Origin of the sequence: Candidatus Pelagibacter communis, from assembly GCF_001180225.1 — a bacterium.
Classification (GTDB): Bacteria; Pseudomonadota; Alphaproteobacteria; order Pelagibacterales; family Pelagibacteraceae; genus Pelagibacter; species Pelagibacter ubique_D.
The window spans coordinates 17,402-41,711 of sequence record NZ_CVST01000011.1 but is presented as its reverse complement, the minus strand read 5'-3'; the positions used below and the strand labels follow the sequence as shown (position 1 = coordinate 41,711).

Sequence of the window (24,310 nt, the reverse complement as noted above, 5' to 3'; positions counted from 1 at the left end):
ACTAATGTTTGACAGCTTCTCCAGGGTCTACAAAGTTGTGACCAAATACATCTGCAACTGCCTTATAAGTAACCATTCCTTTATGAACATTTAATCCAGCTAAAAAGTTTTTATCTTCACTCAATGCTTTTTTATAACCATTATTAGCAAGTTTAACTAGATAAGGTAACGTTGCATTGTTTAATGCTAAAGTAGAAGTTCTTGGAACTCCACCTGGCATATTGGCCACACAATAATGAACAACGTCATCAACAATATAAGTTGGTTCACCGTGAGTAGTTGGTTTACTTGTTTCAACACATCCACCTTGGTCAATTGCAACATCAACAATAACAGAGCCCCTCTTCATACTTTTGATCATATCTCTAGTAACCAATTTTGGAGCCTCTGCACCTGGAATTAAAACTCCACCAACTAATAAGTCTGCTTCAGAAACTAATTTTGGAAGATCAATTTTATCACTTTGCTCTGGAATAATTTTATCTCCGAACATCTCCACTAATTGTTTTAATCTAGCTTCAGATTTATCTACGATATGCACTTTAGCTTGCATACCTGTAGCAATCACCGCAGCATTTTCACCTACTACACCACCACCTAAAATCACTACAGTTCCACCAGTCACTCCTGGAGCACCGCCTAACAAAAGTCCTCTTCCACTTTGATTCTTTTCTAAACAATGAGCACCAGCTTGAACAGACATTCTTCCAGCAACTGCACTCATTGGGGCTAATAATGGTAATCTTCCATTATCATCTGTTACTGTCTCGTAAGCTATATTAACACTCTTTGATTTAATTAAACCTTCAGTTAATTCTTTCGCTGCTGCTAAGTGAAGATATGTGTAAACAATTTGATTTTCTCTAATCATATCGACCTCAATTTTTTGAGGTTCTTTAACTTTAACAATTATGTCTGCATCGTTAAAAATATCAGCTGCTGTGCTTGCTATTTTTGCACCTGCATTTGTATATTGATCATTTTCAAATCCAGCTTCAAAACCACCATTGTTTTCAACAATTACTTCATGACCCTCAGAAACTAAAATTTTAACACTATCTGGTGTTAACCCTATTCTATTTTCTTGAGGCTTGATCTCCTTAGGTACGCCTATCTTCATAAGCACTCTCCATGTCTTTAATTAAACTAATTAGTTCTTTTGGTTTTTTTGATAGTTCGTAATACCTGTTCTTAGTTTATCAATAATCTCATCTATATGTTTTTCTTCACATATAAATTGAGGAGCGATAATTAGACAGTCACCAGTTGCTTTAAAGTTCACACCTGCTTCATAACAAGCTTTAAAACATTCATAACCTGCTTTACCTGGTTTAGTATTCATTTTCATATCAATACCACCCATCATTCCATAACCTCTTATGTTCTCAACAGACTCTAAGTCTTGAAGAGAAAATAATCCTTTTTGGAAATAAGGTGCTAAATTTTTTGCTCTGTTAAAAATATCTTCTTTTTCAAAAATATCTTGAACAGCTAATCCTGCTGCTACTGCAACTGGAATTCCTGAATAAGTGTATCCATGAAATAGTTCAACGGATCCCATTGGAGAGGCATCCATTACTGCATCATAAATTTCATCTTTACATGCAACTACACCCATTGGAACAACACCATTAGTTGTTGCTTTAGCCATAGTCATTAAATCTGGAGTAACACCAAATTCATGACTTGCAAAAGAAGAACCTGTTCTTCCCCAACCTGTAATTACTTCATCAAAAATTAAAAGTATTCCATGCTTATCACAAATTTCTCTTAATCTTTGTAAATATCCTTTTGGTGGAACTAACGTACCAGTAGATCCAGCAATTGGTTCTACGATACAAGCTGCAATATTTTCTGGTCCAAAGTTACTTGCAATTCTTTCTAAATCATCTGCAAGATCTCCTCCTGTTTCAGGTTGACCACTAACAAATTTATGTTCTGGTAAATGTGTGTGTCTCATATGTTGAACACCTGGCATTAAAATGCTTGCAAATGTTTTAACATTATTGATCATTCCACCAACTGAAACACATCCAATATTCATTCCGTGATAACCTCTTTCACGTCCTACAAATCTAAATCTATGAGCATTTCCTTTTGCTCTATGATAAGCAATTGCAATTTTAATTGCAGTCTCAACAGCAGTTGAACCACAAATTGTAAAAAACATTTTATTTAAATCACCTGGAGTGTGTTTTGAAATTTTTGTAGCTAATTCAAATGAACCACCAAAACCTTGTTGAAAAGGTTGAGCATAATCTAAAGTCTCTAATTGTTTGGTAACTGCTTCTGTAATTTCTCTTCTTCCATGACCTAACGGATTACAAAATAATCCTGAACTCGCATCAATTTGTGTTTTTCCATGGTGAGTTTTTAAGTAAACTCCTTTTGCTTCAGTAATTAATCTTGGGTTCGCTTTAAAATCTTTATTCGATGTAAACGGCATCCAATGTTCATTTAATGAATTTGGAACTGAAGTTCTTGTCTCTGAGCTCATAAATTTTTTTTCTCTCTTTAATTAACTGTTATAAATATTCCCAACTATTAGACTAAATCAATTAGTTTGCTAGAAATATTTTGACCACCCAAAATGATGCGTCATAAGTATACAACTTTTAATTGAACTTATCTTTTTGTTTTACAACCGCTCAAAATTGAATTTAAATAAGTATAATTTAATTAAATTAACATAGGGGAATAAATGAAAAAAATACTAAGTTTTATTCTAGGATCTATTTTTGCTCTTAACCTTTCAATTTCGGTTGCAAACTCTGCAGCTACTGAAGTTAGAGTTGCATACTTTCTAGAATGGCCAAGTCCAAATCTAGAGGACATGCAGAAGAAAAATTTTGCAAAAGCTCTTGGTGTACCAGTTAAGTGGACAAACTTCACTAACGGTGGAGCTATGACTGATGCAATGTTAGCAGGAGATATTGATATTTCTTACTCACAAGGTTTAGTGCCTTTTATCAATGCTGTAAAATCTAACGCGCCAATCAAATTAGTTGATATCGCAATGGAATACGGAATGGGTGGAACTACTTGTGTAACATCAAATGCATCTGGAATTACAAAAGCTAACGCTACTGAATTAGAAGGTAAAAAAGTTGCTGTTCCACTAGGAACAATGGCTGAATACGTTTTTGATGAAAGTATGAAAGTTGTTGGTGCTGACAGAAGTAAAATGGATATCATTCAAATGGACCCAGAAGAAGGTGCTGCTGCATTAGTAAGTGGTGATGTTGTTATGGCATGTTTATTTGGTGGTAACTCTATTAAAGCGGCAACTGCAGTTGGTTCAAGATTATTAACTGTGGATGAAGCAAGAAATGCTGGTATCTTAGGTATAGATATCACATCTGTTACAGATAAATTCATGAAAGAAAATCCAGGAATGCTAAGAACTTTCATCGAAGTAACTCACGAAGCAAACGACAGATACAGATCAGGTAAATCTGATATGAATTCTATGGCAAAAGCTTCTGAAATGAAAGTTGCTGACATGAAAGAAACTTTAAGTGGATTTAAATTCTTAACTCCAGAAGAAACTAAAGCTTCTATGGAGAGCGGAAACCTAGATGGGTTCTTAAAAGGAATGGGAACTCCAGCTGGTAACGTAGACACAAGTTTCTTACCTTTATAATTTTAAAGGTTTAAAACTTTTTTAAATAGGCACTGATTTAAAAATTAGTGCCTATTTTTTTTAAAAAATTTCTAATATAAGGGCGCTATGAGTGATCTTGTTTCTCAAAATCTAAATATGATTTTTAAAACTCCAAAAGGAGAAACAGTTCACGCATTAAAAGATGTTAGTTTTACTTTAAAAAAAGGAGAACTGCTTACAGTTCTTGGCCCATCGGGTTGTGGAAAAACAACTTTACTTAATATTACTGCTGGATTTTTAAGACCTACTTCGGGAAAAATTACTTTAAATAATAATGAAATAGATGGACCTGGTGTTGAACGAGGAATGGTGTTTCAACAAGGTGCTTTGTTCGAATGGTTAACAGTTGCTGAAAACGTGAACTTTGGTCTTCGAATGAAAAGTGAAGATCCAGAAGTAACAGCAAAAAAAGTTGAAGAATGGTTAGATATAGTTGGGTTAAAAGGATTTGGAAATACTCCAACATATCAATTATCAGGTGGTATGCAGCAAAGAGTTGCTCTTGCAAGATGTTTGATCAACGATCCTGATTTAATTTTAATGGATGAGCCGTTGGGTGCTTTAGATGCATTAACAAGAGAAAAGATGCAGTCTTTAGTTTTAAAAATTTGGAAAGAAACTGGAAAAACAATTATTTTAATTACACACTCTGTTGAAGAAGCTCTTTTGCTTGGTGAAAGATTATATGTGATGGCTCCAAGACCAGGAAGAATACATAAAGAATATAATCTTCCATTTGCTGAAATGGGTCTTACTCAAGATTTAAGAGAAATTAAAAAAAATAAAGAATTTTCATCTACTAGAGAAGAAATTTTATCCATGATTTGGAATATGGAAGAAGAAATAATGGGGAAAGATAATTAATGTTAACCCAATTTGTAACAATACTAATTATCGTTTCAGTTATTGGCTGTATTCTTTATGGAAGAAGATTAATCAGAACTGAAAAAGTAGATGCTGTTTTTGGTAATCCAGAAAGGGCTAAAGGTGGAACGCACTGGGTAATTGTTGGAAGTAGTGCAATCTTGATGTTATGGCTTTATTATTCATGGGATATAGCAAAAGGTTTTTATCCAAAATCAGCAAATGAACTATGTCAAGTTGCTAAAATTAATGAGTCGTTATTAGGTTTAAAATATCAGTTCCCTATTGAAGAAAGAGAATTCAAAAGTACATCCATTATCAAAATCGAAAATAAAAATCTTACAAAAATTGCAAATGAAATAAAAGGATCTCAAGATCTAAATGATCAACAAAAAACAATTCTTGTAAGCTACATTGATAGAACTTCTAAATTAATTCCACTGTTAACAAGTGAAGAATTAATGGAAATGGATACCAAAATTAAACTTCAAGAAATAACAGAGGAAATAAAACTTCTAAGTTCTAATTTTCAAAAGAAAGATTATCCCTTTGAAACAGATGCACAAAAAACTGAAAGACAAAAACTTATTGATGAACAAGGTGGTTGGGGAATTACTACAATAGATTCTGGAAGCGGTTCTATTGAAAATACAATTGAAATACCAACTGCACCTCAAACAAATAAAGGTTTAAAATTTCATGCAGCTGCAGCAGAATTAAAAAAAATTGATGACAAGTTTTTTAAATTAAAAAACCATAACCCACCTTTCAAAAGCTCAATTAAACAACTTAAAGATGAAATTAAAGCTTTCAGAAAAGGTTTAGATGATAATGAAGAGATAGCATCTGACTATGCAAAAAATATTGTTAAAATTGCAAGAAGAATAGAGTTTGCAAGTATCTATCCTCCTAATGCATTAAATGAAATGCAAGCAGCAATCATAGAATTTGATGAGTTACAAAATAAAGAACAAGCTGGATTAAGATTAATCGATATACTTTTATTTCCTGCTGGAACAATTGTAGCAAGTGGACCTACTTGTTCAGAGCAAGGTTCTGGTAGATGGCTACCTAAACCATCTGATACATTTAATAAGTTTGTATTGATGTCTAAACCAAGTGTTGGATACAAAAATATTCCTCTTTTATGGATTGAAATGGTTGACGTTAGTAAAATGATTGGCTTCGTTTTACCAGATTGGATAGCTGATATTTTACCTGGTGAGTATCCAGTTCATACAAAAGATGGAATAGTTAAAGAAAACTTTAAAAGCAATGTTTTAAAAGTTGTTACTGGTGACTTTAAATTATTCAAAGTTCCAGTTCCATACGGACATATCTGGGACTCTTTTATGCGGGTATTTTTAGGATTAGTGTTTGGAATTATTATTGGTGTTCCATTAGGATTATTTATGGGTCTAAACAGATTTGCAAAAGGTTTCTTTGATCCATTAATTGAACTTTATAGACCCGTTCCCCCACTTGCTTGGGCTCCATTAATTATTTCTGTACTTGGAATTGATAACTCTGGAAAAATATTTTTATTATTTATGGTCTCTTTATCTATTATGATTATTTCAGCAAGAGCTGGAGCATCAGGAACTCAGCTATCAAAAATTCATGCTGCTCACTCATTAGGAGCTACAAAAAAACAAATATTAAGATATGTAATTTTCCCAAATTCTCTTCCAGAAATTTTAACTGGAATAAGGGTTGCAGTTGGTATGTGTTGGGGAACACTAGTTGCAGCAGAATTTTTAGCTGGAACCACTGGTATTGGTTTCGTTGAAAACGTTGCTAAAAAATACTTCCAGTACGAAGTTATTTGGATAACGATATTTATTATGGGTCTTCTTGGTTTATTGTTCGATGTTACTTTAAGAAAAATAATCGATAAAACTATTCCATGGCGTGGAAAAGGATAAATGAAAACTCCTTTATTAAAAAATCAAGTAATTAAAATTTTTCAAAAGTTTGGATTAAGTAAAGAACATGCTTTAATTTCTGCTAATGCTTTAATTAATGCAGAATTAGTTGGTGCTTATGGTCATGGTTTATCAAGACTTAAAATGTATTGTGATCGAATTTCTAAAAAAGTAATTAATCCAAAACCAAAAATAAAAATTAAAAAAATTTCATCTTCTATTTCTCATATTGATGCAAATAACAGTATTGGATTTGTAGCTGCTGATCTTGGAATAAAAACTGCAATTAAACATGCGCAAAAAACTGGGATTGGAATGGTTGCTGTAAAAAATAGTGGTCATTATGGTTTGTCAGGTTATTACGCAGAACAAGCTGTTAAGAAAAATTTAATAGTAATGATTTATACAAATGCTCCTCCAGCAGTTGCTCCTCATGGAGCATTGAAAACTTTATTTGGAACTAACCCAATTTGTTTTGGAACCCCTACTGGTTCTAAAATTCCTTTTATTTTAGATACATCAATCTCAATGATCAACAGAGGTAAAATTAGAGTTGCTGCAAGAAACAATCAAACTATTCCTGCAGGTGTAGCATTAGATAAATTTGGAAAACCAACTACTGATGCAAAAAAAGCATTAGCAGGAGTTCAATTACCTATTGCTGGATTTAGAGGTTCGGGACTTGCTTGGATGGTTGATATTTTAAGTGGTGTACTAACTGGAGGAAATCATGCAGGTCGAGTTAAAGATCCTTTTGATGATTTTTCAGGACCACAAAATATTGGACATTTATTTATAACGTTTAAAGCAAACTTATTTCAAAAAAATTATAATGAAAGAATTAAAGACAATATTAAAACAATAAAAAAACTTCCTAAGATTAAAGGTGTTAAAGAAATAATGTATCCAGGACAAAACAAATTTAATCGTTACAAACAAAATCTTAAAAAAGAAATCAACATTCCAGATATTATTAAAAAAGATTTAGAAACTTTAATAAGTTAAAAAAGTTAAAACTCCTAAAGAAGCAACTACAGAAGAAACAATTATTGTTCTCTTAATTTTTTCCTTTTTTTTCTCTTCAAGAAGTCTTTGCTTTAGAACATCCACATTTACTCTTTGAGGAGCTTCAGTAACTTGAGAGGGGTTCTCAATTTCAACGGATGTTCTATTTAAGCTCTCTGTACTCATAATTTTTAAATACAAAACCATCTAATCATTACTAGTTACATTATTACATATTAGGAATGTCCAAAATGGGTTGACACTTATTTGTGTATTGTCCATATTGGGTTTTTTTTTAAATCATGAGCACTCTACCTAGTATATCTGACGCACTGGATGAAAAAATGGTTACAGCAGTAATCAATAAAAAATTTAATAATTTCGTTCCTGCTTTTTATAAATTTGTATCTGAATGGCTAATCAATGCTTATTCTAATTTCAAAGATATAGAAATGTACATGGTCTTAATCTATTTGGTTAATAATGATTTTAAATTCTATAGAAAAAATGGAATTCAGGTCGATTTCAACACCTTTTACAAAGACAAAACTTTAGAAATTGAAGAAATTAAAATTATTAAAATTTCTAGAGATCTTCAAATCCCTAAAGAAAGTGTAAGAAGAAAGATTATTTATCTAGAAAAAATAGGGGTAATTAAACGAACAAGAAAAAAAATTTTTATTGATAGATCTGCTTATGAAACAGTGCAGCCAATAAGTGCATTAAAAAATTTATCGTATTTAATATCTATTTCTTCAAAAATTTTGAAACAAGAAAATAAAATTCCATACTCCTTTTCATCAAATGAAATATCAGATGGTATTAAGAAACATTTTTCTTTTTGCTGGTACGAATTTTATAAATTTATTTTTTCTTACTATTTCCGATGGAGAAAAGAATTGGGTGATTTAGAAACATTATGTATAGGCTTGCTTATAATGTCTAATGCATCATCAAATAAAGATTTAGTTATTCAAGATATAGATATTGAAAAGTGGAGAAAAAGAATATCTTTTGCAGACAAAATTGGTTTAAATTCTATGTCTATATCAGAAATTACAGGTATTCCGAGACCAACAATTGTTAGAAAAGTAAATTCTTTAATCAAAAAAGGTTATGCAAAAATAGATCAAAAAAAATTAATTTCACTTAATATTGAAAAAAAAGTTTTTTCAAAAACCCAAAAAATACAAGAACAAACAATAAAAGAGATTTCAGAACTGATTTATAAAATTTTAAATAAAACTACAATTAACTAGATCTTCTTAAAATATATATAAAAATAAATCCTGTAATATACATCACTAAAGCATAAGCAGCTGTTGGTATCATGTAAGCAACATCATTAAAAATTTGAGTTGCAACGAATACTGCTAAAGTTCCATTTTGAAGACCGCACTCTAAAGAAATACATTTTCTCTGAGCAACTCCAGTTGCAAAAGCTTTAGCTATATAAAAAGCTAAAATCATCATCACTATATTTAAAACTAAAACCGCTATTCCAGCTTGAGCTAAATAATTAAAAATATTTTCTCTTTCTTCAATCCAAATTGCTGCAAATACAATAACAAATAATAAACTAGTAGTTCTATTGACGATGTTAATGTTTGAAGAGATAAAATTTTCTGCAAATCCTCTTATAACCATTCCTATAATTACCGGAACAGTTACAACTAAAGCCATTTTAAGTGCGATCCCTGTCATGGTAATCTCTGTAGACATTTCAGTAACCCCTAGCATTCCAGCTGAAGTAAAAACTATAAATGGAACTGATATAATACTAATTAAACTTCCAACAGCTGTTAAAGAAATTGATAAAGCTACATCTCCATCTGCAAACTTAGTAAGAACATTTGACGTAACACCTCCTGGTGCTGCAGCTATAATCATTAAACCTAAAGCTATTTCGATCGGTAATCTTAAAATTAAAACCAATATGTATGCAACAATTGGTAAAAGAATTAATTGGCAAGTTATTCCAATTAAAAAATCTTTTGGATTTCTAATTACTCTAGTAAAATCTTTTACAGATAAACCAAGTCCTAGGCCAAGCATTATCAATGCTAAAGCTAATGGTGCTATTTTAGTTACTATTTCCATAATTAAAAAATGAAAGAAACTATAACTTTTTAGTAAATAATTTCTATATACATATTTAAATTATACTATATTTGTAAAAAATGCTCTCAAACAAAGAAATTGTCTGTCCAAATAAACTATTAGATATAGCTCATAGTAAAAAAGGAGTTAAGGTTGCAGTTGTAAATGCTGGTAAACCCCTACCCATGTTATCTGTTCAAGACGCTGTAAATGAAAATCTAATTGAACCAGTTTTTATCGGTCATGAAGTTGAAATACAAAAATGTGCTGAAGACCTTGGTTGGGATATATCAAAATACGAACTTATCCATGAGCCAGTTGAAAACAAAACGGCAAAAATTGCAGCTAAACTTGCAAGTGAAGATAAAGTTAAAATAATTGTTAAAGGACATATTCATACTGACGTTCTAATGAAAGAAGTTTTAAAGCGAGAGTATAACTTATTAGGTAAAACTAGATTAAGTCATATCTGGCATATGACAGTTGAAAAAGAAGATAAGCCACTAATAATAACAGATGGTGCTTTAAATGTTTTACCTAATGTTAAAACTAAAATGCATATTCTAAAAAATGTAATAAATTTTTCAAATCGTATAGGAATTGAAAGACCAAAAGTTTCTGTATTATCTGCAACTGAAGAAGTTTTGGATAGTGTACCAAGTTCAATTGAAGCAGCTGAAATAACAAAACTTGCAAAAGAGGAAAATTTAAATGCAGATGTTTTTGGACCCCTAGCATTTGATAATAGTATTTCAAAAAAATCTGCTGGCATTAAAGGTATTAAAAATTTAGTTGCAGGAGAGGCTGATGTACTATTGGTTCCAAGTGTTGAAACTGGAAATGCTCTAGTTAAAATGATGATTTATTTTATGGGTGCATGTGCTGCAGGAGTTGTGGTAGGAGGAAAAGTCCCGGTTGTAATAACTAGTAGATCAGATGAAGCGCAAGCAAGATTAGCATCAATAGCTGCGGCAGTAGTAGCTTTGGACTAAATGATTAATTGAATTTTATAAGAAATTAACCTAAAAAACTTTAAATTTTAAAAGGAGAGAAATGGCAATTACATACTTAAAAAAATCACCAAAGACATCATCAACTGACGATACAAAAACTAGAGAAATAGTTGAAAATATTCTTAAAGATATTGAAACAAGTAAAGAAGAAGGTTGCAAAGAACTTTCTAAAAAATTTGATAAGTATGAAGGCGAAGTAGTTATCTCTAAAGAAAAAATTGAAGATATTAAAAAAAATTTAGATCAAAAAACTAAAGATGATGTCCAGTTTGCTCATGAAAGAGTGAGAAAATTTGCTGAAGCCCAATTAAAAAATTATGGTCAAGATTTTGAAGTTGAATTGTCTGAAGGTTTATATGCAGGTCAAAGACTAATTCCTGTAAATACAGCTGGATGTTATGTACCCGCTGGAAGATATGCTCACATTGCATCTGCAGTAATGAGTGTAACAACTGCTAAAGTTGCCGGAGTTAAAAATATTTTAGTATGTAGTTCTCCAAAACCTGGTGTTGGGGTTCATCCAACTATTGTTTACACTGCTGACCTTTGTGGTGCAGATGTAATTATGAACCTTGGTGGTGTTCAAGCAATTGCTGCAATGACAAATGGTTTATTTGGAAATGCACCTGCTGATATATTAGTAGGTCCAGGTAACCAATTTGTTGCTGAAGCTAAAAGAATTTTATTTGGTAAAGTGGGTATTGATTTGTTTGCAGGTCCAACGGAAATTGGAATTATTGCTGATGAAAACGCAGATCCAGAAATCGTTGCAGTAGATTTAGTTGGACAAGCAGAGCACGGATATAATTCACCAGCTTGGCTTTGGACAACAAGTAAAGAATTAGCAGAAAAGGTTATTAAAAGAGTGCCTGAGCTTATCGCTGATCTTCCTGAGTTACCAAGAACTAATGCTGAAGCTGCTTGGAAAGATTACGGAGAAGTTGTTCTTTGTGATACAGACGAGGAAATGGCTACAATTAGTGATGAGTACGCACCTGAACACTTAGAAGTTCAAACTAAAAACTTAGATTGGTTCCACAAAAGATTAAAAAATTACGGTTCTTTATTTATTGGTGAAGAAACAACTGTTGCTTATGGTGATAAATGTTCAGGAACAAACCATATTCTTCCAACTAAAGGTGCTGGAAGATATACGGGTGGTTTGTTTGTTGGTAAGTTTATCAAAACTTTAAGCTTCCAAAGAATGACTAAAGAATCTACTGAACTTGTTGGAGCAGCTGCTGCTAGACTTTCAAGATATGAAGGGATGGAAGCTCATGCAAGAACTGGTGATGTTAGATTGAAAAAATACGGTTACTAAACAATTTATTAAATAGGATTTAACATGAAAAAATTTGAAGAAGTAATGAGCGTTAGCAATGAAATTGAAAACATCACTGCTGAAGAAGCAAAGAAGAAATTAAATGATCCTAATGTTCAATTTATTGATGTTAGAGATAAAGAAAGTTTTTCTAAAGGGACTATTGGAAATGCAATGCATTTAGATAGAGGTTTGCTAGAATTTTATTTAGCTGAAGGAAGTCCTATTGAAAATGATACTTTTAAAAATAATCCTGACAAAGAATATGTTGTATTTTGTGGACTAGGTGGACAAGGAACCCTTGCTACAAAAACAATGAAAGAAATGGGAATTAAGAACGTTAAAAATATTACAGGCGGTATGTCTGAGTGGGATAAATTAAAAGATTAGTCCTTAATTAACTCTAAAACATCAATACCTATTTGCTTTAGTATATGTATTAAGTCTATAGGTACCCAGTTTTCTCTAATTTTTCCTTCGTGGTGGTGGTAAAAATCCATTACTCTCATAGTTACGTTTTGATTATCAGATTTGTATCCTAACCAGTCATCTGATCCATAAACTGCTTGAATGCTATGCCAGCCAGCAGTCATTGAAAAATTTCCATCACCAAGTTCACAGTAATGTCCTAGTTTCCAATAATTTCTTTCTTTAAAAGTTTTTCTAAATGGTAACTGATGATTATCAACAAATCCCTCTAGATTTCTTCCAGTACCTATTCCACTTGGTCCATACCATATCATTTTATCGTGCCAAAATTCACTTTGTGGATGATTAATTAATTTTTCTTTTAATTCGTCATCTGAATTAGTTTCCAACTCTGGCTTTATGTTCAAGCTTCTTTGCATAGTTAAAGATTGGTCTAAACTTGCTTCAGAAACTTTCATATCTTTTTCAAAATAATTTACACCATCGGTATTAATTGGATTTAGCCAATTTCCCTCTGAACCTCTTGAAGGTTTAATTGGATTTTTTCCTGTTTGAAATATCAAATCTAATAAATCAATTAAAATATAACTCTCTATAATTTTATCATTTTTCAATTCATGGACTTCACAGCATTTAAGATTGACCATTTTATTAATTGGCTTAATTCCAAAAATAGGTTTTTTGAATGTGCCTGAAAGTATAGATACTGATCCAACTTGAACTTTATCTCTAAATGTACCTCCAATGACTATCTGTTCTCTTCTCTCAATGTCTGGTAAAGCTTCAAATAAAGGTAGCCAAAATTTTTCTTTAAAAGTATTTGCACCCTCAAATTCATTAACAGGGTGAAAACAATTAACTTTTACATCTTTATCAAAATAATTTTCTATGTTTAGATCTAATTTAGATATTCCACCTTCTATGATTGTTTTTAAGTAGCCTCTTACTTTTGTTTTATTATTGAAATTTTCTTCAGGTGTAATTTCTAATTTTTTTACACCTTGCTGTTCTTTTAAACCTGTATCAAATTGTTGTATTGGCATTTATAATAATTTAAGTAGGGTTAATATCATAATTCAATTAGAAAAACATATGGAAAATAGGTTAGCAAAATTTAATGAGCTAGTTCCAAGTACCCTGCCCTTTGTGGAAGGAAAACTTGAAGGTCACAAAGAAAGAAAAAATTATTCTATAGTTGGACCTGGTGTAGCTGAAGATAGCAAACAATTTATAAAAATTGCTATGCCTCATAGTTTTAATTTAGGTGCTGTGTCAGCACTTCCCCAAAATGGTTCAGGCCTACATAGTCATACTTCCGCAGAAGTATTTATAATTTACTCAGGTAAATGGAGATTTTATTGGGGAGCAGAGGGAAAAGATGAAACAATTTTGAATGCTGGTGACATAATTTCAATGCCAACAAACATGTTTAGAGCATTTGAAAACGCAGGTGATGAAGAAGGGTTAATTTTTGTTGTCTTAGGTGGAGATGACCCTGGAATTATTACTTGGGTTCCAAGTGTTTTAGAAAAAGCAAAAAAAACTGGTATGGCACTATTAAACGATAATTCATTAATTGATTTATCTGTAAATAAAATTCCAGAGGGAAAAACAATTCTTGAGCCTATTTCTCAAGAGGAAATAAAAAAATTTGATGACTACAAATTAGATCAACTAGAAAAATTTATTTGTAAAGATAATGAAAATTCAAAATATGAGAATAAACTAAATGAGAATATTAATTTAATTCAAATTCTTGGAAATAAATTTGAAAAGAAGGAATTCTCTCCAGTTATAAATCAAGATACAGGATTTAATCTTTCAATTTTAAAATCCAGTAAAGGTCATATTACTAATTTAAAATTTGAAAAACCTACAATAATGTTCTCAAGAACTGGAAAATGGGAAATTATGATTGATGATTTTCAGTGTGTTTTAAATGCTAAAGATACAATTTCTATTCCAATTAATTCAAACGTTAATATTAAAATAAATGAAAATGAGGAATGTTACTTAAATTGTGTAACACAAATCTAATGAAAGGTTTTGATCCAAAATATAAAAACTTTCCTGATTATATACTAAAAATAACTAGGCAAATTTGGGAAAATAAAGATGTTGAGTCTATTGGTCAATTTTATAGTGATAATATTCCAGTTAGATCACCCTTTGGTGTCACCTATGGAAACAAACCTGTAATAGATGCTACTTATGCAACCTTAAAAGAATTTCCCAACAGGCAATTGCTCGGTGAAGATGTGATTTGGAATGGAAATGATGATATCGGTTATCATTCATCTCATAGAATTTTAAGTAAAGGAACACATCTTGGTGATGGTTCGTACGGCAAACCAACTGGTAAAGATATTTATTATAGAGTAATTGCTGATTGTGCATGCAAAAATAATCAAGTTTATGATGAATGGATTGTTCGTGATCAAGGAGCGATGGTAAGACAAATAGGATTTACACCAAAAGATTTTGCTCAGATGCTTATAGATAAAGAAGGCGGCGTTGAAAAAGCAAAACAATTATTTAATTCAAATTCTGAGATGAATTCAGATTACAAACAAGGCATTGTACCTGATGATTCTGCTGGAGGTAAATATTCCAAAATATTAAAAAACATTTTTAAAGATGATTATGATTTTTCTGATTATGCAAGAGCTGCAACTATTTATTGGCCTGGAAACAAAATCGGACATGGAAGAGAGGATATAATCAAATTTTGGAATGCTTTAAAAAATACTTTGAGTGATATGAAGTTTTCTGTTGAGCACATTGGTTATTTAGAAGAAGCAGATAAAAATCCTAAAGCATCTATACGATGGTTTCTAGAAGGTAAACATTCTAAAGATACTGAAGAATTTGGAGAAAAATCAAATAAAAATATTTTTATAATGGGTATAAACCATGCAGAAATAATTGATGGAAATGTTATAAGAGAATGGGTTTTGTTTGATGAGGTTGCAATTTGGAAACAAATTTTAATGAAATAAATTATGAGTAAAATTAAAACAACACATGTAGGAAGTTTACCAAGATCAAATGAATTATCTGATCTTTTATTTAAGAAAGATCAAAAAGAAAAAATAGATTTAAATCAATTTGATGAAATTGTTCAAAAAGATGTAGATAATATTGTTAAAAAACAAATAGAAGTTGGAATTGACTATATTAGTGACGGTGAAATGTCTAAGATTAGCTATGCAACTTATGTTAAAGATAGAATTGATGGTTTTTCAGGAGAGAGTGAAAGAAAAGCACCAAAAGATTTAGACGACTTTCCATCTTTTAAAGAAAGAATTGCAAGAGCAGGTGGTACTCCTACTTACACAAGACCTTGTTGTACAAGTGAATTAAAAATTAAAGATAAAACTTCCCTAACAAAAGATATAAATAATTTTAAACAAGCTTTAGAAAAAAATAATCATAAAGATGCGTTCATGAATGCTGCTTCTCCAGGAGTTATTTCAGCTTTCTTACCCAATAAATTTTATAAAAGTGATGATGAATATTTAGAAAATTTATCTAACCTGATGAAAGATGAATATGAGGAAATTACATCAAATGGATTAAAACTTCAGTTAGATTGTCCAGATCTAGCACTTGCAAGACACATGACTTTTAAAGATTTATCAGAAGAAGAATTTTTAATAAGAGCAGAAAAACAAATAGAATGTTTAAATAACGCTATTAGTAATATAGATAGCTCCAAAATAAGAATGCACATTTGCTGGGGAAATTATGAAGGACCACATTTACATGACATTGCGCTAGAAAAAATTATGCCTATAGCTTTAAAGGCTAACATACAAACTTATTTAATTGAGTCGTCAAATCCAAGACATTCTCATGAATGGCAAATTTTTGAAAATTTAAAAATCCCAAATGATAAAATAATTGCTCCTGGAGTAATCGACTCCACCACAAACTTTGTTGAACATCCCGAGGTTGTAAAAAATAGAATTGTAACCTATTCAAAAGTTGTTGAGAAAGATCAACTGGTTGCTGGAACAGATTGTGGTTTTAGTACCTTTGCGGGCTTTGGAAATGTTGATGAAAATATTGTTTATAAGAAACTAGAGTCTTTGGTACTTGGCGCAGAACTTGCGTCAAAAGTGATTTAATTTCCTCTTTAATTTAAACTTTGTAATAGATATAGTTTTTGAACTTAAATTATAATTTAACAATAAATATAAAGAGAGAAAACATATGAGAAAAATACTAGTTGCTTTATTGTTTTTACTTTTTGGAACTTCTGCTTATGCAGATTGTAACATTAAAAGTGGTTCAATAAATATTTTGGCTAATGATTTTCCTGCATTAAGAACTTTCGTTGAAACTTCTAAACAATGTAAAGGAAGTGCAGATTTTAAAGTGACTCATTCATCTGAGCACAATAAAATCGCAGTGCCAGCTCTTACTGCAAATCCATCTGAATTTTCAGCTAGAATTGCAGCAAACAGTTCAATCGTTCCTTTAATGAACCAAGACTTAATTAGACCTTTAGATGATCTTGTTAAAAAATATGGAAAAGGAATTCAAGACTCTCAATTGATCACAATTGATGGAAAAGTAATGGCTGTAGCATTTATGGCTAACACTCAACATTTATACTACAGAGAAGATGTTTTAAAAGATCTTGGTATAGCTGTTCCGAAAACATATGAAGAAGTAGTTGCTGCTTCTGAAAAAATTAGAGCTTCAGGAAAAATGCAATATCCATATGCGGCTGCTTACAAAGCAGGTTGGAACCTAGCTGAGGAATTTGTGAACATGTACATTGGTCATGGTGGTGAATTCTTTAAGTCTGGAAGTGCAGAACCAAATGTAAATAACGCAAAAGGTGTTGCTACTTTAAACATGCTAAAAAAATTATCTGAATTAAGTAACCCAGATTATTTAACACATGATAGTGAAGCTATTAAAGTAGAGTGGGAAGCAGGAAATGTTGCATTAATGACATTATGGGCTTCTAGATCAGGTACACTTTTAGATGATGAAGGTGATGCTAATATTACTAAAGCTACAAAACTAACAGGTCCAGCTACTGTTGCTGGTGGAAATATCCCAGCTGCAACTTTATGGTGGGATGGTTTCACACTTGCAAAAAATAGACCTGATGCTGATGCTGAAGCAACATTTAGAGCTTTAGCACACGCCGCATCAAACAAGAAAATGGTTGCTGATGCTGCTGACCAAGCTGTTTGGCTAGTAGAAGGATTTGTTCCAGGACCAAAATCTATTGGTGTAATCGAAGCTGTAAAAATGGGTGCAAAACCATATCCAATGTTGCCACAAATGGGTTTAATGCATGGTGCATTAGGAAGTGAGATTGTTGAGTTTTTACAAGGTAAAGAGTCGGCTGAACAAGCATTGAAAGATGTTGAGGCTGCTTACACTAGTAAAGCTAAAGAACAAGGCTTTCTATAAAATCTAATCTTTAAGTGGGGACTTGATCCCCACTTAACAAAAAATTTCAATGCCCAATAAAACATTTTTTTGGTTTTTTTTACCAACAGGATTAGCAATGATCCTTTTTATTGGGCTTCCTATCATTTCTACCGGAGTTCAATCTTTTTACGCTCAGCATGATCAAGTAGTTAAAGAGGTTAAAAAATGTGATCCATTTGGCTGTACTGTTTCAATTGTAGTCGACAATGAAGCAACTACTAAAATACGAGAAGCAAAACCTCTTGGAAAATTTAATGGTTTTGGGACGTATATAGATAGAAACCATTTAGCAACAGAAGAAATAAAAAAATTTTGGAATGAAACAGAAACTTTTGGTGAATTTGTTGATCAAGTAACTAATTTACCGTTTTATAAAGCACTAATATTCACATTAACTTATTGTATATTTGTGACCCCAAATGTTTTGTTATTAGGTTTTATTATAGCTTTGAGTTTAAATGCAATCTCAAGAAAAATTAGAGGTCCTTTAATCTTTGGTACTATTTTACCAATGATTGTAACTCCACTAGTTGGATCTTTAGTATTATTTTGGATGATAGACTCTCAAGGGATAATCGGAGCTAATATTCAAAATTTAATGAATGATCCATATTTATCTTTGAAATCCTCTAAAACTCTTACATGGATAACAATTATCATATATGGAATTTGGCATCACTCCCCTTTTGCATTCGTAGTTTTTTATGCTGCACTTCAAACTGTCCCACAGGAACCTATTGAAGCTGCAATTATTGATGGTGCTTCAAGATTTCAGAGAATTAAACATATTGTGCTACCTCATATCTACCCAGTAGTAACATTTGTTGCATTAATATCACTGATGGACAATTTTAGAGTATTTGAACCAATTATCGGTTTTAGTGCTGAAGGTAGCGCACAATCACTTTCATGGTTAATTTACGACAACTTAGTTAATGAAGAAGTAATTTTATTTGGTTCAGCAGCGGCAACATCAATGATGACAATTATCGGAATAGCTATTTTGCTTGCCCCTGTATTAGTTAGAACATGGAAAGAATTTAAAACTGCGAGATAAATATGGATTACGGTTTAGATAAAAAATCAAATACTTTAAAAACATTTAATACCATATTTATTATTTCTTGGCTGTTAGTTGCATGCTTTCCATTCATTTGGACTTTTTGGGGATCATTTAAAGTAAGAGCAGATTTTTTTTCAAGATCAGACTGGTGGTACGCTGTTTCAGCTTTCAACACCTTAATTGAAACTGGTGAAAAGTTTACGACAAATGCTTATCATGAAGCATGGTTTGAGGGAGAATTTTGGAAAGCATCAAAGAATACCATTATCGTTACTGTGTTTGTGGTTAGTATTTCTTTATTTTTAGGGACTTTAGGAGCTTACGCCCTTTCTAGATCAACTGAGAAATATGCATTTTGGATTTTGATGGCAGCTTTAATCTTTAGAGCTATGCCACATATAACTTTAGTATCCGGTTATCTATTTCCATTTTTTGAATTACAAATATGGGGAATACTGCCAACAACTATTGTCGTTTTGGTAGCTATTAATCAACCATTTACTTTATGGTTACTGTATTCATTCTTTAAAACAATTCCAAAAGAACTTGATGAAAGTGCGTTGATTGATGGATGTTCATATTTTCAAGCATTTAGACATATTATAATGCCAGTGATGTGGCCTGGAGTTATTACTGCTGGATTATTTAGTTTAATGCTTGCTTACAATGATTTCACAGTAACGGCTTTACTTCTAAATCAAGAAAATCATACGATGGTTCCTAAGATACAAAGTTATTTAGGGACTAACCAACATGAGGGTAATCTAATGTGGGCAGTATCTGCTGTAGTGTCTGCAACGGCACCATTGTTTATGTTGGTAATGTTCTTCCAGAGACAAGTTATCAGTGGTTTAACTACTGGAGCTGTAAAAGGTTGAAGAAATATTACAAAGGTTTGTTATTCGGTTCCATTGGAACCCTCGTTGAAACATCAGAAATTCAGAGAAAATCCTTTAATGAAGCTTTTAAAAAAAAAGGATTGGATTGGTATTGGACTAAAAAAGAATATATCAAACTTTTAAACAAATCAGGTGGTAAAGATAGAATAACAGAATATGCAAGAATAAAAGGTATTAAAGTTAATGCTAAGCAATTAAGAGATTTAAAAACTAAACTATTTAATAATTACTTAAAGAAAAATCATTTAAAATTAAGACCAGGTGTTAAAAATTTAATTAATCTTTGTAATAAAGAAAAAATTAAATTAGCTTTTGTAACTTCTACATCAAAAAATAATATTAATTCTATTCTTTTCTCATTAAGAAAATCAATTAATCAGAAAAATTTTAGTTTTATTGGAAATTCAAAATTAGTTAAAAATTTAAAACCAAATCCAGATATATATCTTCTTGCACTAAAAAAACTTAAATTAAAGCCAAAGGAATGTTTAGCTATAGAAGATTCTCAAGAAAGTTTAAATTCAGCAGTCAATGCAAAAATTAAATGTATAATTTTTCCAGGAAAATTTCACTTAAATAAAAAGTTTAAGAACGCTTTTAAAAAATTAGAGAGATTAAGTAAAAATATTATTCTGAGATAAAATCATTTACCAGATTATTAAATCTATCTGGTTCTTCTAAGTGAACATTGTGACTGCAATTTTCAAATATTTCTAGTCGACTATTCTTAATATTTTTATTTAACGTATCAACCTGTTCAAAATTATAAGAGATATCTTTATTACCCCATATAATTAAGGTATCATTTTTAATATTTTTTAAGTTATCAATGCCTCTCCAATTTTTCATTGCAAGTAAAGCGTTATCAGCAGTTTCTAATGAAACGTTTTTAACTGCATTAGCACATAAATAATAATTTTTATCTTTATCTCCTTTTACAAACCATTTAGGTGGAACTCTAGAAAATGATACTTCAGCACCTTCTTTCTTAAGTTTCTCTCGTGTTTCGTCCATAGTTTCAAATCTACCTGGGATATCTCCAATAGATCCTGTTGCAAAACAGATTAATTTATTAACTCTATCACCAATTAATCTCGTTATTTCTTGTACAATCATTCCTCCCATTGAATGTCCGATTAAATTAAATTTTTCTATGTTTTTCCCATCTAAAATTTCAATTATTTTTTTAGCCATCGCATTAATAGAATTTAATGATTGAGCATTATGGCTTTCACCAAAACCAGGAAGTGCAGGAGCAATAATTCTAAAATTTTTTGAAAAGTAATCTTTTTGAAAGCACCACATCTCTGAGGAACCTAGATATCCATGTACTAAAACAAATGGAAAACCTTTACCTTTATCATCTACAAAAATATAACTCATAAAAGCTTAATTATCATTTCCTTTAAAATAAACAAAACTAAAAAACTCATAAAAGCTATTATAAAAATATTTATTATCTGCCAGATTTTTTTGTCATTAGCATACTTGGATAAATAATTTGATAAATATCCCAAAGTAAAGAAAAACAAAAATGAAGCAAAGGACGCTCCTATCCCAAAAGCTAATTTTTGATTTAATAAGTAATTCTTAGAGAAATTTCCAAGAATAAAAACTGTATCTGAGTAAACATGTGGATTTAAATAAGTGAACCCTAATGTTTTTAAGAAAATATTTAACTTTGATATTTCACTAACATTACTTTGAAAATTAACTTCTTTATAATGAGCTTTTATCTTTGAATAAATAAAATGAATTAAAAAAACTACTAAAAGCAGGTTAAAAATAAATTCAACTATTGGGTTAAAAAATTGATTAAAAAAATGAAATAAAAAAATTCCAAAAAAAATTAATATTAAATCTGAAACAGAGCAAACAAAACATACTAAAAATACATGCTGTTTTTTTAAGCCTTGTTCAATTACAAAAATGTTTTGAGCACCAATTGCTAAAATTAAACTTAGGCTGGTTATAAAACCTAATAATACATATTCCATGAATTTTAATTAAACTCGTTTTCTACCCTGAACAACTCTATCAAGAATAAGAGCTACAAATAATATTGCAACACCAGCTAAAATACCTTGTCCTACGTTTGCGTATTGAAGTGCTTCTAATACATCTTGACCTAAACCTTTGGCACCAATTAATGATGCTACAACTACCATTGCTAAACTTAACATTACTGTTTGATTAACACCTGCTAATATAGATGGGGTTGCTAATGGCAGATCTACTTTTCTAAGCAAATACCATTTAGATGCACCATAAGCGATTGCAGCTTCTCTAATTGTTTCAGGTACTCCTCTTAAGCCAAGAACTGTTAGTCTAACTACAGGTGTTCCACCAAATATCATTGTAATAATAACTGCTGCGACTTTTCCAGTTCCAAAAAATGCTATTACAGGAATCATGAATACGAAAGCAGGCATTGTTTGCATGAAATCCATAATCGGTCTTATCATTGAATAAAATCTTTGTCGCCTTGCGCAAAAAATTCCAAGAGGGATACCAATGACTATACTTAACACTGCTGCTGTTCCTAAAAGAGCTAATGTTGTCATGGCTTTAACCCAGAAACCTAAAAACCCCATATAACATAAAAATCCTGCTGAATATATTGCAGCTCTAAGCCCTGCCGCTAATCCAGTTAAGGTCACTATAGTTGTTATAATTACTATCCAAGGAGTTTTTACAAATAGTAACTCTAAGAAATCTAGTACCGATCTAATACCTATGGTTATTGCTGTAAATAAAGCATCTCCTTTCAATACCGCATAATCAAAGATCGTTTCTACCCATTTTATTGATGTTAATCTGATATCTGGATGAGTTGGGAAGTCATCCATTAATGAAATTACACCAGGAAAACTATAATGCACTACAGAAAAAAACATAATAACTGCAGCGAACATTGTACTAGAGACAAAGTTCTTAACTTGCATTCCAGGTTTTAGAGTTTTGTCTGATAACCATTCTGAATATCTTTTTTCTAATATTGAGTTAGCCAATATTCCTTGAACAACTTTAATAGCAATCAACAATCCAATACCAAAAATTGTAATCCAGATAGCTGATGCTTCAATTCTTGCTACTTCATCAATGTAGCCTTGCATTGCATCTTCTAGTGATTTGATATTTCTTTCATAAACTTCAACTTTATCTGGATTATTTGTTATAGCTGCCTCTAACTGTTTGTTTCTAAATGCTATTGTGGACTCAACCTGTTTAATTTTTTCAACAGCTTCTTTAGTGATATTGCCAAATGTACCTCTTATTATTTGAACAACAGAAAAAGTCTCAATTATTAAAAAAGCTAAAGCCCAGTTCCAAATATTTCTCATACCAAACCAAATGGGTCCTAAAATTCCAGCATATAAGTTAAATGAAAATGAAAAAGAAGGCTTACTTCCAATTTTTTGGAATTCTTTAATATAGTATTCAGGATTAGATTTTACAAAATCTGTAATTAATTCAGATCTAGAAGGATTATGTATTTGTTTATTCTCCATCCCCACCCTCAACTACTGCTTTTAAAAGATCTGATTGTGTTAAAACACCTATTTTATTTTTATTGTTGTCTAGAACAATTAATGGCCCATCGCTAGATTTTGATAATTCAATAAGCTTACTTAGTAATTCATCTTCCCCAACACTTTGAGTACTTTCATCTAATTTTCCATTAGCACTTTCGTAACTTTCAATAGATTGCATGATTGTTTTTGCTTGAACAACTTTAAGTCTTGAAATTCCTTTTACAAAGTCAGCGACATATTCATCTGCAGGACTTACAACTATTTGTTCAGGTGTACCTATTTGAATTACTTTTCCATCTCTCATAATTGCAATTCTGTGTCCTACTCTTACCGCTTCATCCAAATCATGAGTAATAAATACTGTGGTTTTTTTCATTTGTTTTGAAAGTTTGATGAACTCAGCTTGAAGCTGTCTTCTTATCAATGGATCTAATGCACTAAAAGGCTCGTCCATTAATAGAAAATCAGGATCAGCCGCTAATGCTCTTGCAAGACCTACTCTTTGTTGCATTCCTCCAGATAGTTCGTGAGCAAACTTATTGCCCCAACCTTGTAATTCCACAATTTCTAAAATTTTATTTGCACTATCTAATCTATCATTTTTACTCACACCTCTTATCTCAAGTGGCATTGCAATGTTATCAACAACAGATCTATGTGGCATGAGTGCAAAGTTTTGAAAAACCATTCCTATTTTTTTGTTTCTTAATTCTTGAAGGTTTTCTCTATCTAAGGTCATTACATCCTGACCATTAATTAAAATTTTGCCTGATGTAGGTTCTAAAAGTCTGTTAATATGCCTCACTAATGTAGATTTTCCACTTCCAGAAAGCCCCATAACACAGAAAATTTCGCCTTGTTTTACATCAAAGGAAACATCTGAAACTCCAATAACTGAGTTGTAATTTTCCAAAGCTTCTGTTTTTGAAATTTTTTTATTTTGGATTGCATCTAATGCTTCTTTAGAAGTGTTTCCAAATACTTTCCAAACATTTTGAATTTGTATTGCTGAACTCGATGAATCCATTTTTATC

General features: G+C 31.2%; 24 protein-coding genes. 15 read left to right on the top strand and 9 right to left on the bottom strand.

What is annotated here, in order from left to right:
• Position 1: 1 nt before the first annotated feature.
• Complete coding sequence (gene ald / locus AMN99_RS00465) at positions 2-1,120, bottom strand: alanine dehydrogenase (protein ID WP_075505903.1); 1,119 nt, start codon at positions 1,118-1,120, stop codon at positions 2-4.
• A 30-nt stretch (positions 1,121-1,150) separates the two neighbouring features.
• Positions 1,151-2,497 (bottom strand): omega-aminotransferase AptA, encoded by a 1,347-nt coding sequence (locus AMN99_RS00460; protein WP_075505902.1) that lies wholly within the window; start codon positions 2,495-2,497, stop codon positions 1,151-1,153.
• Positions 2,498-2,701: 204 nt separating this feature from the next.
• Between AMN99_RS00460 and AMN99_RS00455 the strand changes: the two genes are divergently transcribed.
• From AMN99_RS00455 to AMN99_RS00440, 4 genes are all read left to right on the top strand, one after another.
• Entirely contained in the window at positions 2,702-3,643 is a 942-nt protein-coding gene (locus AMN99_RS00455; RefSeq protein ID WP_075505901.1) for an ABC transporter substrate-binding protein, read from the top strand.
• A gap of 87 nt (positions 3,644-3,730) precedes the next feature.
• Complete coding sequence (locus AMN99_RS00450) at positions 3,731-4,528, top strand: ATP-binding cassette domain-containing protein (RefSeq protein ID WP_179850418.1); 798 nt, start codon at positions 3,731-3,733, stop codon at positions 4,526-4,528.
• Positions 4,528-6,453, top strand: coding sequence for an ABC transporter permease subunit (locus AMN99_RS00445; RefSeq protein WP_075505900.1), 1,926 nt, complete (start codon positions 4,528-4,530; stop codon positions 6,451-6,453). Before AMN99_RS00450 ends, AMN99_RS00445 begins: the two co-directional genes overlap by 1 nt.
• Positions 6,454-7,458, top strand: coding sequence for an Ldh family oxidoreductase (locus AMN99_RS00440; protein ID WP_075505899.1), 1,005 nt, complete (start codon positions 6,454-6,456; stop codon positions 7,456-7,458).
• Here the strand turns inward: AMN99_RS00440 and AMN99_RS00435 are convergent.
• Positions 7,447-7,644 carry a hypothetical protein gene (locus AMN99_RS00435; protein WP_143323900.1) on the bottom strand — a complete coding sequence of 66 codons (198 nt, stop codon included), beginning with the start codon at positions 7,642-7,644 and terminating at the stop codon, positions 7,447-7,449. The two genes, AMN99_RS00440 and AMN99_RS00435, sit on opposite strands and share 12 nt — an antisense overlap.
• 116 nt (positions 7,645-7,760) lie before the next feature.
• Between AMN99_RS00435 and AMN99_RS00430 the strand changes: the two genes are divergently transcribed.
• Positions 7,761-8,717, top strand: coding sequence for a helix-turn-helix domain-containing protein (locus AMN99_RS00430; RefSeq protein ID WP_075505897.1), 957 nt, complete (start codon positions 7,761-7,763; stop codon positions 8,715-8,717).
• Here the strand turns inward: AMN99_RS00430 and AMN99_RS00425 are convergent.
• Complete coding sequence (locus AMN99_RS00425) at positions 8,710-9,558, bottom strand: bile acid:sodium symporter family protein (RefSeq protein WP_075505896.1); 849 nt, start codon at positions 9,556-9,558, stop codon at positions 8,710-8,712. The two genes, AMN99_RS00430 and AMN99_RS00425, sit on opposite strands and share 8 nt — an antisense overlap.
• Positions 9,559-9,638: 80 nt before the next feature.
• Here AMN99_RS00425 and AMN99_RS00420 point away from each other — a divergent pair, with 80 nt between their 5' ends.
• The 3 genes from AMN99_RS00420 (at position 9,639) to AMN99_RS00410 (ending at position 12,282) form a co-directional block, all read left to right on the top strand.
• Positions 9,639-10,550, top strand: a complete 912-nt coding sequence (locus tag AMN99_RS00420) for a bifunctional enoyl-CoA hydratase/phosphate acetyltransferase (RefSeq protein ID WP_075505895.1) — start codon at positions 9,639-9,641, stop codon at positions 10,548-10,550.
• A 61-nt stretch (positions 10,551-10,611) separates the two neighbouring features.
• On the top strand, positions 10,612-11,892 hold the full coding sequence (gene hisD / locus AMN99_RS00415) for a histidinol dehydrogenase (protein ID WP_075505894.1): 1,281 nt from the start codon (positions 10,612-10,614) through the stop codon (positions 11,890-11,892).
• 24 nt (positions 11,893-11,916) lie between these two features.
• Positions 11,917-12,282 (top strand): rhodanese-like domain-containing protein, encoded by a 366-nt coding sequence (locus AMN99_RS00410; RefSeq protein ID WP_075505893.1) that lies wholly within the window; start codon positions 11,917-11,919, stop codon positions 12,280-12,282.
• On the opposite strand, the gene AMN99_RS00405 is transcribed toward AMN99_RS00410, so the two are convergent.
• A complete protein-coding gene (locus AMN99_RS00405) occupies positions 12,279-13,364 on the bottom strand; it encodes a nuclear transport factor 2 family protein (protein WP_075505892.1) in 1,086 nt (361 codons plus the stop codon). The two genes, AMN99_RS00410 and AMN99_RS00405, sit on opposite strands and share 4 nt — an antisense overlap.
• Positions 13,365-13,413: 49 nt before the next feature.
• Here AMN99_RS00405 and AMN99_RS00400 point away from each other — a divergent pair, with 49 nt between their 5' ends.
• The 7 genes from AMN99_RS00400 to AMN99_RS00370 all read left to right on the top strand — a co-directional run bounded on the left by AMN99_RS00400 (position 13,414) and on the right by AMN99_RS00370 (position 20,381).
• On the top strand, positions 13,414-14,358 hold the full coding sequence (locus AMN99_RS00400) for a cupin domain-containing protein (protein ID WP_075505891.1): 945 nt from the start codon (positions 13,414-13,416) through the stop codon (positions 14,356-14,358).
• Positions 14,328-15,320, top strand: coding sequence for a nuclear transport factor 2 family protein (locus tag AMN99_RS05725; protein WP_218836785.1), 993 nt, complete (start codon positions 14,328-14,330; stop codon positions 15,318-15,320). The genes AMN99_RS00400 and AMN99_RS05725 overlap by 31 nt, the downstream gene beginning before the upstream one ends.
• A gap of 3 nt (positions 15,321-15,323) precedes the next feature.
• Positions 15,324-16,451 carry a cobalamin-independent methionine synthase II family protein gene (locus tag AMN99_RS05720; protein ID WP_075505890.1) on the top strand — a complete coding sequence of 376 codons (1,128 nt, stop codon included), beginning with the start codon at positions 15,324-15,326 and terminating at the stop codon, positions 16,449-16,451.
• A gap of 85 nt (positions 16,452-16,536) precedes the next feature.
• Positions 16,537-17,757 carry an ABC transporter substrate-binding protein gene (locus AMN99_RS00385; RefSeq protein ID WP_075505889.1) on the top strand — a complete coding sequence of 407 codons (1,221 nt, stop codon included), beginning with the start codon at positions 16,537-16,539 and terminating at the stop codon, positions 17,755-17,757.
• 49 nt (positions 17,758-17,806) lie between these two features.
• Positions 17,807-18,835: a carbohydrate ABC transporter permease gene (locus tag AMN99_RS00380; protein ID WP_075505888.1), complete on the top strand. Its 1,029-nt coding sequence runs from the start codon at positions 17,807-17,809 to the stop codon at positions 18,833-18,835.
• 2 nt (positions 18,836-18,837) lie between these two features.
• Positions 18,838-19,719, top strand: coding sequence for a carbohydrate ABC transporter permease (locus AMN99_RS00375; RefSeq protein ID WP_075505887.1), 882 nt, complete (start codon positions 18,838-18,840; stop codon positions 19,717-19,719).
• Positions 19,716-20,381: an HAD-IA family hydrolase gene (locus AMN99_RS00370; RefSeq protein WP_075505886.1), complete on the top strand. Its 666-nt coding sequence runs from the start codon at positions 19,716-19,718 to the stop codon at positions 20,379-20,381. Before AMN99_RS00375 ends, AMN99_RS00370 begins: the two co-directional genes overlap by 4 nt.
• Here AMN99_RS00370 and AMN99_RS00365 read toward each other — a convergent pair.
• From AMN99_RS00365 to AMN99_RS00350, 4 genes are read right to left on the bottom strand one after another with little or no spacing between them, the layout of a single operon-like run.
• The gene (locus tag AMN99_RS00365) at positions 20,368-21,123 is read right to left on the bottom strand and encodes an alpha/beta fold hydrolase (protein ID WP_075505885.1); all 756 of its coding nucleotides are present in this window, start codon (positions 21,121-21,123) and stop codon (positions 20,368-20,370) included. The genes AMN99_RS00370 and AMN99_RS00365 overlap by 14 nt on opposite strands.
• Positions 21,120-21,737, bottom strand: a complete 618-nt coding sequence (locus tag AMN99_RS00360) for a LysE/ArgO family amino acid transporter (RefSeq protein ID WP_075505884.1) — start codon at positions 21,735-21,737, stop codon at positions 21,120-21,122. Before AMN99_RS00360 ends, AMN99_RS00365 begins: the two co-directional genes overlap by 4 nt.
• A gap of 9 nt (positions 21,738-21,746) precedes the next feature.
• Positions 21,747-23,252: an ABC transporter permease gene (locus AMN99_RS00355; protein ID WP_075505883.1), complete on the bottom strand. Its 1,506-nt coding sequence runs from the start codon at positions 23,250-23,252 to the stop codon at positions 21,747-21,749.
• Positions 23,242-24,303: a quaternary amine ABC transporter ATP-binding protein gene (locus tag AMN99_RS00350; protein ID WP_075505882.1), complete on the bottom strand. Its 1,062-nt coding sequence runs from the start codon at positions 24,301-24,303 to the stop codon at positions 23,242-23,244. Before AMN99_RS00350 ends, AMN99_RS00355 begins: the two co-directional genes overlap by 11 nt.
• Positions 24,304-24,310 lie beyond the last annotated feature (7 nt).